Below are 12,413 nucleotides of genomic sequence, written 5' to 3'. Positions count from 1 at the left end.
CCAAGATGGCTGACGCGGCCGACACCGCCAGCGGACCCGTGCTCGAGATTGCCGGCGCGCGCGCCACGATCCGTCTCAACCGGCCGAAGCATCTCAACCGCCTGCAGGCCGAGGATCTCGGCGAGCTCGTCCGCCTGTTCGACCGGATCGAGGCCGATCCCGCGATCCGGGTGCTGGTGCTGACCGGAACCGGCCGCGCATTCTCCGCTGGCTACGATCTCAACTCGGTGGCCGAGCGCGCGGTGAGCGCCAACGAGCAGCAGAGCGCGGGTTCGGCCTTCGAGGTCGTGGTCGACCGGCTCGAGGACCTCGCTGTGCCGACGATCTGCCGGCTCAATGGCGGCGTCTATGGCGGCTCGACCGACCTTGCGCTCGCCTGCGACTTTCGCATCGGCGTCGATACCGCCGAGATGTTCATGCCGGCGGCGCGGCTCGGGCTGCACTATTACAAGAGCGGCATCCGGCGCTACGTCACGCGGCTCGGCGTCGACAATGCCAAGATGCTGTTCTTGACCGCGCAGAAGATCACGGCGCCGGAGATGCTGCGCATCGGCTACCTCACCGCAATGGTGCCGCCCGACGTGCTCGACGAGGAGGTCGACCGGCTGGCGACGATCCTGGCCGGCAATGCGCCGAAGGCGATGGCCGGCATGAAGCGCGCGATCAACGAATTCGCCCGCGGCCAGCTCGACGAAGCCGACGCCGACCAGCGCCATCGCGACAGCATGCGCGGCGACGAGATCAAGGAAGGCATCAAGGCGTTCGCCGAGAAGAGGGCGCCGAGGTTTTAGTTGACCTCCCGCGCTCTAACTACCGTCACCCTGACAGCTTGTGAAGCTTTCGGGTTTTGCCTTTTACGTCTGTAGGTCGGGTGGGTTTGGTTTTTTGCGCAGCTGCGGCCGGGTGGCCGATGTGGTGTTTAAGCGCTGTAGAGCCGATGCCCTTGTAAGACGTTGTTGGTGAGGGCGAACCAGAGCGCGACGGCACGGACCTTTTCAAGGCCGCGTACGGTGAGTTGCCGCAGGCCCCAGTTGCGCCATCGAGCGTGGATGCACTCGCAGATCGATCGGAGCTTGTACTGGGCCTTGCCCGGCTCGCTTGCCATCCGTGCCCGCCAAGCCAACACGCCCGGGCCGTCGCCGCGCCGCGGCAGGTAGGGATCGGTACCGTGCTTGGATTGCGTGGGCGGACAATAGACCTCAACCCCTTGATCATGCGCCCACTCGATGTCCTCGGCACTGCCAAAGCCGCCATCAACGAGATGGCGGCCCGGAAGGCGGCCGGTCCGCGCGCGCAAGCGATCTAGCATTGGCTGCATGAGGCCGCGATCGGAACCAATATTGGTCACGTCGAGCCCGGCCACGATCTGCTCGCCGGCCGCGCTCGCCACCTGCACATTGTATCCTGGCCGGAAGCCGCCGTCGGCCATCTTCATGACGCGGGCGTCGGGGTCCGTCGTAGAGGCGCGCGGCTCCTTCGGCGTCTTGCCGTTGTTGCGCTTGTCTTCGCGCGCCTGGCGCTGCCGCTTGATCTCGGCGAGCGCGGCCTGCGCTGCCTTCAGGCGTTCGGTGCGCTCACGCGCCGCTCGCTCCTTGGCCGCCTTGATGCGCTGGTTGCTGGCATCGGAGCGCGCCTCGACCTCGCGTTTGAGCTCCGCCACGATCGTCTGCGCGGTCTCCAAATGGTGATCGAGTGTCTGTTCTCGCCGGAACGAGGCGGCCCCGGCGCTCGCCCGGATCCGCACGCCGTCCTGCGCCAGCTTGCTGAGGTCGACCAGGCCCACCTCCGCCAAGGCCGCAAGATGTTCGGCGAGCAGCCGATCGAGCAGATCGGCGCATCCGACCCGGAAGTCCGCCAGCGTATGGTAGTTCACCGAGACCCCGCCACACAGCCAGCGATAGACATCGTGGCTCTCGCACAGCCGCTCCAGGGCGCGAGCGCTTCCTACCCCGTCGCTGGTCGCATAGAGCCACAGTGCCAGCAAAAGCCGTGGCGACGTCGCCGGATGACCCGGCCTCTCGCCCCGCGCCTTGATCCGATCTTCAAGCTCGCGCAGCTCGAGCCCGTCGACATAGCACCAGATCACCCGCGCCGGATGATCTTCCCCGATCAGGCTATCGATATCCACCGCCCGCAGTTCAATCTGATCGCGCTGCGGCTCGCGCAGACGCGGCAAACCCGCTGGCGCCGCATCAGTTTGCGGCTTCGGCTGCTCCGGCAGTTCTCCAAACAGCTGGTCTTCAGCCATCTCCCGCTCTCCCGCAATTCAGCGATTGCAGGGAATCACATCCCCCATCCCTCCCGCTACATCTTTCGCCCAAGCCACAAAAATTCACACGCTCTGAGGAGCCGCGGAGCGGCGTCTCGAAGGGTCGACGGCCCCACTGTGGCCGTGCATCCTTCGAGACGCGCTACGCGCTCCTCAGGATGACGGAGCTGACAGTATGCTATTCGGCACGATCTTTCGCTGAATCCCCTCACGCCCGCTTGCTCCGCATCGCGCGCGTCTGTGCGATCTCAGGGTCGCGCGCCAACGCCTGGTAGCGCTGGCTGTCGACGGCGTAGATCGCGATGCGGCCTTCGTCGTCGGCGTGGACACCCCAGCCGAAACGCTTGCCGAGCGGCGAGGCGCGCATGCAGGCCTGGCCGCGCGAGAAGAACGTCTCGCGTGCCGCGTTGCGTTCCTTCTTCGCGGCCTTTGGATCAAGCGCGCGGCCGGCCGACGATGTGACGAACACCACATCGTCGGAGGTGTATTTGTAGGGCGCGCCGGCGAGCATCCGATATTGCAGCACGGCGACCGTCGGCTGGCCGCCGCGCAGCTGCGGCTCCTCGCCGCGCTGCGCCGGGCAATCCTCCGCGACGCGGATCAGGGTGTTGAAGCAGTTGGTGCTGTGCAGGACTTTCGCCATCGCCACGATCCGTATCACACGCCGGCGGCCGCGGCATGCTGCGCCGCCAACTCGTCGTCGGCCTTCGCAATCCGCTGGAACGCCGGACGCGCGGCGATGCGTTCGGCATAGCGGACGAACACGTCCCTTTTCGGCACGATGCCGAACATCATGGTCCAGTTGAACGCGATGCCCCAAAGGATGTCGGCCGCCGTGATCTCTTCGCCGAACAGATAAGGCCCCTTGGCGAGCTGCGCCTCGAGTGCGGCCAGCATGGTGTCGTAATCGGCATAGGGCGATTGCGTGATAGGCGCCGGAGCGCGCTTCATGAAATGGTCGATCACGGCCGGCTCGAATGAGGAGCCGTAGTAGGCGATCCAGCGCAGATAGGGACCGCGGCGCGGGTCGTTCAGCGCCGGCGTCAGGCCGGCCTGCGGAAACAGATCGGCGAGATAGATGAAGATCGCGACCTGCTCGGTCACCAGCGCGTCGCCGTGGCGGATCGCCGGCACCTTGCCGAGCGGATTGATCGCAAGGTAGGCGGCCTTGCGCTGCTCAGCCGCCTTTATGTTGAGGATGTGCAGATCGTAGGGCGCGCCAAGTTCCTCCAGCAGCACGCGGGCGCCGGTGGCCCGGGTCTGCGGCGAGTAATACAGCGTGACGCGATCGGTGGGGGCAGCGGTGGTCATGGGCAGGTCTCCTTGCGCCGTCGGGGGATGGCCCCCTTATGTCTACCTATACCTGACATCTTGTGTCAGGTATGATTTCGCCATGCGCGCGAGCCGGCTGTTTTCCATCCTCACCACCCTGCAGGCGCGGGGACAGGTCACCGCGCCCGAGCTGGCGGAAGCCTGCGAGGTTTCGGTGCGCACGATCTATCGCGACATCGATGCGCTCGCCGCCGCCGGCGTGCCCGTCTATGCCGATCGCGGCGCCGAGGGCGGCTATCGGCTGCTCGACGGCTATCGCGTGCGGCTCAATGGCCTGTCGCAGGGCGAGGCCGAGGCGCTGTTCATGGCCGGGCTTCCGGGGCCCGCCGCAGCGCTCGGCCTCGATGCCGCGATGATGGCGGCACAGACCAAGCTGATGGCGGCGCTGCCGGAACATTTGCGCCCCAACGCGAACCGATTGCAGCAACGCTTTCACCTCGACGCGCCCAACTGGTTCGGCGAGACCGAGGAGCCGAAGCATCTGCGCGCGATTGCCGGCGCGGTGCTGAGCGAGAACCTGATCGAGATCCGCTACCAGAGCTGGAAGGCCGAGAAGCGGCGGCGCGCGGCGCCGCTCGGCCTCGTGCTGAAGGGCGGCAGCTGGTATCTCGCGGGCCTCGTCGACGGCAATGCGCGCACCTACCGCGTCGCGCGGGTGCTGGATTGCACTGTTCTGGACACGCCGTTCGCGCGGCCGGCGGACTTCGACCTCGCTACGTATTGGCGTGCCTCGATCGAGCGGCTCGAGGCCGAGTTGCACCCGAACGAGGCCACGGTGCGGCTGTCGCCGCTCGGGCTGAAGCTGTTCGACGCGCTGGCGCATCCTTACGTGAAGGCGCGGATGCGGCTTGTCGGCAGTACCGACGCCGACGGCTGGCACATCGCCACCATGCCGGTCGGCAAGACGGTGTGGCATGCCGCGAGCGAGCTGCTGCGGCTCGGCGCCGAGGCCGAGGTGATCGCGCCCGACGAGCTGCGCGGGAAGATGGCCGAACTCATCGGCGCGATGGCCGCGCGTTATGCCGACGCGCCGCTGCGCCGCGTGGCGGGACGCAAGGGCTAATAGCGGCTGTCGGAGCTGATCACGAAGCGGTCGAGGAAATTGACCGGCAGAATCTCGAACTTGTCCAGCTCGAGCGTAATCCCGGTCACGAAATCGATCCCCTTGATTGTGCCCTGGAGATCGATCCGACGACCGCGGCGCAGGCCGCGTGTTTCCGGATGTTGCTCGATGTCGATATAGGCATAGATCGGATTGTCGAGCCGCGCATGGTGGTGCCAGCCGCGTTGCAGGAAGCTGAATTGCAGCACCGAACCCGCGCCCCAGTCGATCGCGTCGAAGAAGCGGGTCTTCCAGGCAACGGGCTGTCCCAGATAATGAGCGGCGATGAACGCATCGCGCCCGAGCGCAGGCAACCGGTGCAGTTGCCAGCTGATCTCAGCCGGCGTCGGAGCGGCGTTGTTCGCCATTTTTCTTATTGGCTTTTTCTTGTCGCTTCTTCTTGTCCTCGGCGGGAAGATACGTCCCGCCTTGAGGAAACTATACATCAACGAATGTGACAGTATCAGCCACAGTTGCGCGTGACGTGCGGTAGCTGTTCACCTTGTGTGCGTGATCCGCATAGCCGAACGAGATGCCGCAGACCACGCGGCGATCGTCAGGCAGGCTGAAATGGCGGCGGATCAGGCCGGAATGGCGCGCGAGCGCGGCCTGCGGGATGGTGCCGAGCCCGAGCGCCTGCGCGGCCAGCATGAAGTTCGAGACATAGCCGCCGCAGTCAATCGCGCCATAGATGCCGAGCGGCTCGTTGGTGTGGATCACGGCAATGTGCGGCGCGCCGAAGAAATTGTAATTCTCCAGCGCCTGTTTGGCATAGGCGGCTCTGTCGCCGCGCGCGATACCCAGCGTGTTGTAGAGCTGGAAGCCGCTTTCGCGGCGGCGTTCCAGATACACGCCGACATATTCGCGCGGCGGCGTGAAGTCGTAGTCCTCGCCGAGACCGCGCGAGGCCTCGGCATAGATCGCCTTGCGGAACCGCTCCTTGGCCTCGCCCGAGACGATCAGTACCTGCCAGGGCTGGCTGTTGCACCAGGACGCGGTGCGCTGCGCGGTCGTCAGGATGTTTTCGATAACGTTGCGCGGCACATCACGCGGCAGGAATGCGCGCACCGAGTAGCGCTCGTTGAGCAGTTCCTCGAGCGCGCCGATGCGGTCTTCGGTCGCATAACGCGCGCCGGGTGTTTTCGCATCCATGCTCAGCGTCCCTTGGTCGGGATCTTGTTGTAGGGCACGTCCTTGTCGACCCGGATGTCGCCGGGCAGACCCAGCACGCGCTCGGCGATGATGTTGCGCAGGATCTCATCGGTGCCGCCGGCGATGCGCATCGAGGGCGATGACAGCAGCATCTGCTGGAACTGGCCGTTGGCCTGCTCCTCATCGGTGCCGGTGAGGCTGCCCGCCGCGCCTTCGAGGTCCATCGCATAGGTCGCGATGTCCTGCAGCATCAGGCCGGAGACGAGCTTGCCGATGGAGTTTTCCGGACCTGGCCGCTCGCCCTTCGACAGCGCCGAGATCGCGCGGTAGCTGGTGTATTTCAGCCCGCTCGCCTTCACCGCCCAGCTCGCCAGCTTCGAGCGCACCGCCGGATCGTCGATCGCAAGGCCATCTTCCAGCATCAGATTGGAGCAGAACTCGAACATCTCGGGCACGCCGGTCGCAAGCCGCGCGCCGATCGACATGCGCTCATTCATCAGCGTGGTCAGCGACACGCTCCAGCCCTCGCCGACCGCACCAAGCCGCTGGCTGTCCGGGATTACGACGTCGGTGAAATAGACCTCGTTGAATTCCTGCATGCCGTTGGCCTGCTTGATCGGCCGCACTTCGACGCCCGGGCTCTTCATGTCGAGGAAGAACATCGTGAGGCCCTTGTGCTTGGGCACATTCGGATCGGTGCGCGCGATCAACAGGCCGTAGTCGGAGTAATGCGCACCCGAGGTCCAGATCTTCTGGCCGTTGACCACCCAGCTGTCGCCCTTCTTCTCGGCGCGTGTCCGAAGTCCCGCGACGTCGGAGCCGGCCGACGGCTCGGAGAACAGCTGGCACCAGATCTCCTCGCCCGCAGCGAGCTTCGGCAGATAGCGGCGCTTGGCCTCCTCGCTGCCCCAGGCCATCACGGTCGGCCCGCACATGCCCTCGCCGATCTGGAACGGCTGGGTCAATTTGCCATAGACGCCTTCTTCCTGCTGCCAGATCACGCGCTCGATCGGGGTGGCGCCACGGCCGCCATATTCCTTCGGCCAGTGCAGGCAGGCCCAGCCGCCTTCCGCCTTCTTCTTCTGCCAGGCCTTGCCGACCTCGACCATGTCGTGCTTGGCCAGCCTGATGCGGCCGAGCGACGACTTCGAGAGCTCTTCTTCGAACTCCTTCGGTGCGTTGGCGGCGATCCACTTGCGCGCAATGGCGCGGAACTCGGCTTCCTGCGGCGTGTCATCGAAATTCATGGCGAACCTCTTTTTGATTTCACGCGCGATCAGGCGCGGCCCTTGGTCGGGATCTTGTTGAAGGGAACATCCTTGTCGACCCGGATATCACCGGGCAGGCCCAGCACGCGTTCGGCTATGATGTTGCGCATGATCTCGTCGGTGCCGCCCTCGACGCGGGTGCCCGGCGCGCGCAGCAGCATGGCCTGGAATTTGCCGGCAACCTCGGCATCCTCGTGCCCGCTCAAGGCGCCGGCGGCGCCCTGCAGGTCGAGAGCGTAGGTCGCGACATCCTGGATCATCGAGCCGGCGACCAGCTTCCCGATCGAGTTCTCCGGTCCCGGACGCTCACCGCGTGACAGCGCGGAGATCGCCCGCATGCTGGTGTATTTCAGCCCGCTCGCCTTCACCGCCCAGTTCGCAAGCTTGGAGCGGACCGCGCGGTTCTCGATCGCGGGGCCATCCTCCAGCATCAGGCTGTTGCAGAAATCGAACAGCTCGGGGAAGCCGGTGGCCACGCCGGCGCCGATCGACATGCGCTCGTTCATCAGCGTGGTCAGCGACACGTTCCAGCCGTCATTGACGTTGCCGAGCCGCTGCGAGTCCGGAATGCGCACGTCGGTGAAATAGACTTCGTTGAAGTCCGACGCCCCGCTCGCCTGCTTGATCGGCCTGATCTCGACACCCGGGCTCTTCATGTCCAGGAAGAACATGGTGAGGCCCTTGTGCTTCGCGACCGTTGGATCGGTGCGGGTCAGCAGGATGCCGTAGTCGGAATAATGCGCGCCCGAGGTCCAGATCTTCTGGCCGTTGATCACCCATTCGTCGCCGTGCTTCTCGGCGCGGGTCCGAAGGCCCGCAACGTCGGAGCCGCCGGCGGGCTCCGAGAACAGCTGGCACCAGATCTTCTCGCCGGAGGCGAGCGGCGGCAGGTATTTGCGTTTCTGCTCCTCGCCGGCGAACGCCATCATGGTCGGACCGCACATGCCATGGCCGATGATGAACATCGAGCTGAGGCGGCCGAACGGTCCCTCTTCCTGCTGCCAGATCACGCGCTCGATCGGCGAGGCGCCGCGGCCACCATACTCCTTCGGCCAGTGCAGGCAGGCCCAGCCGGCATCGGCCTTCTTCTTCTGCCATGCTTTTGCGACCTCGAGAATGTTGGCGCCCTTGAGCGCAACGCGGCCGAGCGAGGCCTTGCGCAGTTCGTCCTCATATTGCTTCGGCGCATTGGCTCCGATCCAGGCTTTCGCCTCGGCGCGGAATGCGGCCTCCTGCGGGGTGTCGTCGAAATTCATGACGGTCCCCGCTTACGCCGCGTTCTTCTTGCGCATGCGATCGATCAGCGCGTCTTCCCAATAGGACAGGCTGCCGAGACCGAGCGCCACCGCATTGGCGCGGCGATAGTACATGTGGCAGTCGAACTCCCAGGTGAAGCCCATGCCGCCGTGAACCTGGATGTTGTTCTTGGCGCAGTGCTGGAACGCCTGCGTCGCGCTGATGCGCGCGGCGGCCGCTGCCTCCGGCAACTCGCCGGCGTTGGTCGAAAGTGCCCAGGCGCCGTAATAGCAGTTCGAGCGCGCCAGCGTCGCCGAGACATACATGTCGGCCAGCATGTGCTTGACCGCCTGGAACGAGCCGATCGGACGGCCGAACGCGATACGGTCGAGCGCGTAGTCGCGGCCCATTTCCAGCGCGCGGTCGGCGCCGCCGACCTGCTCAAACGCCGTCAGCACGGCCGCACGATCGAGCACCTGGGTGATGACGCTCCAGCCCTCGCCGGCGGCGCCGAGCGGTTCAGCCTTGGCATTCCTGAAGGTGATCTCGGCCTGGCCACGGGTGAGATCGATGTTGGTCAGCGACTTTACCTCGACGCCGGCGGCCTTGAGATCGACGATGAACAGGGAAATATCGGACTCGCGGCCGCTGGAGCCGGTGCGCGCGGCGACCACGGCGAAGTCGGCGATCGCGCCGTCCGCGACCGGCTTCTTGACGCCGTTGAGCACGCCGCCATTGGCCGTGACCTTGACCGCCTTCGGCGACGGATTGCCCTTGCCCTCGAACAGCGCCAGCGTGCCGATCGCATCGCCCGAGGCGATCTTCGGCAGCCACTTCTGCTTCTGTGCGTCGCTGCCCGCGATCAGCAGCGCTTCGGCGGCGAGATAGACGGTCGAGGAGAACGGCACCGGCGCCAGCGCGCGACCCATCTCCTCCGCAATCACGCAGAGCTCGAGATGGCCGGCGCCCGCACCGCCGAACTGCTCAGGGATCGCGATACCGAGGAAACCCATCTCGGCGAGGCCCTTCCACAGCGACTTGTCGTAGGGCGCCTTGCCATCGAGCACCTCGCGCACGGCCTTCGGCGGGCACTGTTCGCTGAGGAATTTCCGCGCCTCGTCGCGCATCTGCTTCTGTTCGTCGGAGAAATCGAAATTCATGGCGCTACCTTCTTGGTTCTTGTCGTTTCAATTGGCCGTCATTCCGGGGCGCGCGAAGCGCGAGCCCGGAATCCATGGAACCGCAGACCGTGCGGCACGATGGATTCCGGGCCTGCGCCTTCGGCGCATCCCGGAATGACGAATGGAGAGAGCGAGGGCTTCAGCACAGCACGATCACCTCGCCGCAGGGCTGCTCGGCATAGAGCTTCTCGACCAGTTCGGCACGGCGCTCGAGGCCGGCACGCTGGTTGATGTAGCCCTTGTCGGTGAGCTCGTTGCCGTCGATCGATGGCGGCTCGACCATCAGCATCGCGCGCGCGATCCGCATGCTGCTGCCGGTGGTGGACGCGTTGTGGGCCTGCAAGCCCTTTTCGAGACAGGCGATCACGGCCGGATGCCGGATCACGTCCTCATAGCTCGCGTCCGCATTGCCGACGAGCTGGCGGCAGGCATGCAGGTTCGGCCAGCACAACAGGCCGATGAATTCGCGATCCTGCCCCGCCACCAGCGCGTCATGCACGACCGGCGTCGCGGCCGCGATCGCATCGGTGCGCAGCGAGCCGACATGGACGAAAGTGCCGGTCGTCAGCTTGAAGTCCTCGACCACGCGGCCCGCGAAGATGATGCCTTGCAGCGGATCCGTGGGGTCCACGAACACGCCGGCATCGCCGATGCAATAGAAGCCTTCCTCGTCGAACATCTTCGCCGTGAGATCGGGCTGGCCGAAATAGCCCGGCGTGACATTGACGCCGCGCAGCCGCAACTCGTATTTCGAGCCGCACGGCACCATCTTCAGCTCGACGCCGGGGAACGGCAGGCCGATCAAGCCGACGCGCTCGGTGTCCCAATAGGTGCCGGTCGAGGTCGGCGCGGTCTCGGTCGAACCCCAACCGGTGTAGAATACGATGCGCTCACCCGTGGTCTTCACCGCCAGTGCCTGCATGCGGTCATAGAGATCGTCGGGCAGCCGGGCGCCGCCATAGGCCATGATCGAGAGATTCTTGAAGAAACTCTCGCACAGCGCCTCGTCCTTCTCCATCGCAGCCGCGAGGGCGGCATAGCCGGCCGGCACGTTGGCGTAATAGGTCGGCGACACCTCGCGCAGATTCCTGATGGTCTCCTCGAGTTGGCCCGGCATCGGCCGGCCGTCATCGATATAGAGCGTGCCGCCATCGACCAGCACCGGATTGAACGCAGCGTTGCCGCCCATGGTGTGATTCCACGGCATCCAGTCGAGCACGGTCGGGATCGGGCCGTTGGCTTCGCGCGGGCGCACCTGCATCATCATCGCCGCGTTGGCGCACATCATCTGCTGGGTGTTGATGACGGCCTTCGGCATGCCGGTCGAGCCCGAGGTGAACAGCAGCTTGCCGACGGTCTCGGGCGTGATCTTCGCGATCGAATTGCCCACATCAGCCGTGACCTTCGTTGCCGCGAGCTCGGCAAAGGCCACGCTCTTGATGCCCTCGCAGGGCCGCAGCACGTGGACGACGGTGATGCCGGCGAGGTCGATCGCCCTGAGCGCCTTCTCGAAGCTCGGGCCATCCTGCACCATCACGACGGCAGGCTTGATCAGGTTGAACAGGTATTTGAGCTTGAGATGATCCTGGCTCATCAGCGAATAGGCCGGCGACACCGGCGCGGCCGGCAGCCGCGCCTGCATCGCCGCCTGCGTCATCAGCGCGTGCTCGATCGAATTGCCCGAGAGGATCGCGACGGGGCGGCCGTCGGCAATGCCGAGATTGAGCAGGCCTTGGGTCAGCGCATCGACGGTGCGCTTGGCTTCGCCATAGGAGACCTTGCGCCACCGCCGGTCCGGGCCGCCGCGCTGCGCGAGCCAGATGCGCTCCGGGGCCTGCGCCGCCCATTTGGCGAGATAGGCCGGGATGTGCGTCTCATAAGCCTGGAGCGGAATCCGCGACTTCAGGACGACGGTGCCGTCGTCGCGCCGTTCGACCGCGATGTCACGCGCGAGCCAATCCACCTTGCGGAAGGCGGGTTTCGTCAGCATCGCCGCGTCTCCATCCATTTTGCGTCTCCCGGAATTCTTGTCCTTTTGAGGATCTGTTCTCAGCGCCTGATATAGACAGGCTTTCGTTTCTCAAGGAAGGCCCTGATGCCTTCCTGAAAATCTTCCGAGCGGCTGCACAGCACCTGATTGCGATCCTCCATCGCAATCACGGCCTCGATCGAGCCGGCATCGACGCTCATGTTGATGCATTCCTTCGAGAGGCGCAGGCCAACCGGCGAGGCCGTCATCATCGCATCGACGTAAGGATTGGCGGCAGCGTCGAGATCGGTGGGCTCGACCACTTCAGATACGAGGCCGACGGCAAGCGCGCGATCGGCATTGATGAAGCGCCCGGTCAGGATCAATTCGGAGGCGACTGACACGCCGACGAGGCGCGGCAGGAAATAGCTGGTGCCGATGTCGCAGCCGCCGAGCCCGAGCTTGATGAAGGCGCAGTTCATGCGCGCGTTCTTCGCCGCGATGCGGATGTCGGCCGCGAGCGCCAGCGCGAAGCCGCCGCCGGCAGCCGCGCCCTGCACCAGTGCGATGATCGGCTGCGGAGCGCGCCGCATCAGCATCACGATGTCGGCGATGCGGCGCTGCGAGTCCAGGGAGTCAGCGACGCTCGGCGGCTCGGTCTGGCCGCCGCGCCGCGCCATCGCGTGCTTGAGGTCGAGCCCGGCGCAAAAGTTCGCGCCGGCACCCTTCAGCACCACGACGCGGGTGTCGCGATTGCGCTGCAGGCCCTGGAAATAGACATTGAGCGCATCGATCAGCGAGGGATCGAGCGCGTTGAGGCTCTCGGGACGATTGAGCGTGACCCAATCTGTTCCATCGCGATGTTCGATCAGCAGCGGTTGAGACACGCGTCACTCCTGCATCT

The 12,413-nt window shown here is 65.5% G+C and carries 12 protein-coding genes; 2 read left to right on the top strand and 10 right to left on the bottom strand.

The genetic code is table 11. From position 1 onward, the window contains the following. The first annotated feature begins 5 nt into the window (after nt 1–5). Entirely contained in the window at nt 6–791 is a 786-nt protein-coding gene (locus tag JQ507_01680) for an enoyl-CoA hydratase/isomerase family protein (GenBank protein ID QRI70281.1), read from the top strand. Nucleotides 792–919: 128 nt separating this feature from the next. On the opposite strand, the gene JQ507_01675 is transcribed toward JQ507_01680, so the two are convergent. From JQ507_01675 to JQ507_01665, 3 genes are all read right to left on the bottom strand, one after another. After that, nucleotides 920–2,248 (bottom strand): IS1182 family transposase, encoded by a 1,329-nt coding sequence (locus JQ507_01675; protein ID QRI70280.1) that lies wholly within the window; start codon nt 2,246–2,248, stop codon nt 920–922. Between the two features lie 229 nt (nt 2,249–2,477). Further along, the gene (locus JQ507_01670; protein QRI70279.1) at nt 2,478–2,912 is read right to left on the bottom strand and encodes a hypothetical protein; all 435 of its coding nucleotides are present in this window, start codon (nt 2,910–2,912) and stop codon (nt 2,478–2,480) included. Nucleotides 2,913–2,926: 14 nt separating this feature from the next. Continuing rightward, nucleotides 2,927–3,580: a glutathione S-transferase family protein gene (locus JQ507_01665; GenBank protein QRI70278.1), complete on the bottom strand. Its 654-nt coding sequence runs from the start codon at nt 3,578–3,580 to the stop codon at nt 2,927–2,929. Nucleotides 3,581–3,662: 82 nt separating this feature from the next. On the opposite strand from JQ507_01665, the gene JQ507_01660 reads away from it, so the two are divergent. After that, nucleotides 3,663–4,664, top strand: coding sequence for a YafY family transcriptional regulator (locus JQ507_01660; protein QRI70277.1), 1,002 nt, complete (start codon nt 3,663–3,665; stop codon nt 4,662–4,664). On the opposite strand, the gene JQ507_01655 is transcribed toward JQ507_01660, so the two are convergent. The 7 genes from JQ507_01655 to JQ507_01625 all read right to left on the bottom strand — a co-directional run bounded on the left by JQ507_01655 (nt 4,661) and on the right by JQ507_01625 (nt 12,396). Beyond that, a complete protein-coding gene (locus JQ507_01655) occupies nt 4,661–5,071 on the bottom strand; it encodes a hypothetical protein (protein ID QRI70276.1) in 411 nt (136 codons plus the stop codon). The genes JQ507_01660 and JQ507_01655 overlap by 4 nt on opposite strands. A 70-nt stretch (nt 5,072–5,141) precedes the next feature. Beyond that, nucleotides 5,142–5,855, bottom strand: a complete 714-nt coding sequence (locus JQ507_01650) for a nitroreductase (GenBank protein QRI70275.1) — start codon at nt 5,853–5,855, stop codon at nt 5,142–5,144. A gap of 2 nt (nt 5,856–5,857) precedes the next feature. Further along, complete coding sequence (locus tag JQ507_01645) at nt 5,858–7,102, bottom strand: acyl-CoA dehydrogenase (protein QRI70274.1); 1,245 nt, start codon at nt 7,100–7,102, stop codon at nt 5,858–5,860. Between the two features lie 29 nt (nt 7,103–7,131). Beyond that, nucleotides 7,132–8,379, bottom strand: coding sequence for an acyl-CoA dehydrogenase (locus tag JQ507_01640; protein QRI70273.1), 1,248 nt, complete (start codon nt 8,377–8,379; stop codon nt 7,132–7,134). A gap of 12 nt (nt 8,380–8,391) precedes the next feature. Further along, nucleotides 8,392–9,519 carry an acyl-CoA/acyl-ACP dehydrogenase gene (locus JQ507_01635; protein QRI70272.1) on the bottom strand — a complete coding sequence of 376 codons (1,128 nt, stop codon included), beginning with the start codon at nt 9,517–9,519 and terminating at the stop codon, nt 8,392–8,394. 160 nt (nt 9,520–9,679) lie between these two features. Beyond that, nucleotides 9,680–11,548: an AMP-binding protein gene (locus JQ507_01630; protein QRI70271.1), complete on the bottom strand. Its 1,869-nt coding sequence runs from the start codon at nt 11,546–11,548 to the stop codon at nt 9,680–9,682. 41 nt (nt 11,549–11,589) lie between these two features. After that, nucleotides 11,590–12,396 carry an enoyl-CoA hydratase/isomerase family protein gene (locus tag JQ507_01625; protein ID QRI70270.1) on the bottom strand — a complete coding sequence of 269 codons (807 nt, stop codon included), beginning with the start codon at nt 12,394–12,396 and terminating at the stop codon, nt 11,590–11,592. Nucleotides 12,397–12,413 lie beyond the last annotated feature (17 nt).

It is taken from the genome of Bradyrhizobium sp. PSBB068 (assembly GCA_016839165.1).
Taxonomy (GTDB): domain Bacteria; phylum Pseudomonadota; class Alphaproteobacteria; order Rhizobiales; family Xanthobacteraceae; genus Bradyrhizobium.
The sequence above is the reverse complement of the archived record's forward strand: the minus strand, read 5'-3'. Positions and strand labels throughout refer to the sequence as shown.

Excerpts from the sequence above, each read along its gene's own strand:
- JQ507_01635 (QRI70272.1), bottom strand. The coding sequence starts at position 9,519 with ATGAATTTCGATTTCTCCGACGAACAGAAGCAGATGCGCGACGAGGCG.
- JQ507_01660 (QRI70277.1), top strand. The coding sequence starts at position 3,663 with ATGCGCGCGAGCCGGCTGTTTTCCATCCTCACCACCCTGCAGGCGCGG.
- JQ507_01640 (QRI70273.1), bottom strand. The coding sequence starts at position 8,379 with ATGAATTTCGACGACACCCCGCAGGAGGCCGCATTCCGCGCCGAGGCG.
- JQ507_01650 (QRI70275.1), bottom strand. The coding sequence starts at position 5,855 with ATGGATGCGAAAACACCCGGCGCGCGTTATGCGACCGAAGACCGCATC.
- JQ507_01630 (QRI70271.1), bottom strand. The coding sequence starts at position 11,548 with ATGGATGGAGACGCGGCGATGCTGACGAAACCCGCCTTCCGCAAGGTG.
- JQ507_01680 (QRI70281.1), top strand. The coding sequence starts at position 6 with ATGGCTGACGCGGCCGACACCGCCAGCGGACCCGTGCTCGAGATTGCC.
- JQ507_01655 (QRI70276.1), bottom strand. The coding sequence starts at position 5,071 with ATGGCGAACAACGCCGCTCCGACGCCGGCTGAGATCAGCTGGCAACTG.
- JQ507_01665 (QRI70278.1), bottom strand. The coding sequence starts at position 3,580 with ATGACCACCGCTGCCCCCACCGATCGCGTCACGCTGTATTACTCGCCG.
- JQ507_01675 (QRI70280.1), bottom strand. The coding sequence starts at position 2,248 with ATGGCTGAAGACCAGCTGTTTGGAGAACTGCCGGAGCAGCCGAAGCCG.
- JQ507_01645 (QRI70274.1), bottom strand. The coding sequence starts at position 7,102 with ATGAATTTCGATGACACGCCGCAGGAAGCCGAGTTCCGCGCCATTGCG.
- JQ507_01670 (QRI70279.1), bottom strand. The coding sequence starts at position 2,912 with ATGGCGAAAGTCCTGCACAGCACCAACTGCTTCAACACCCTGATCCGC.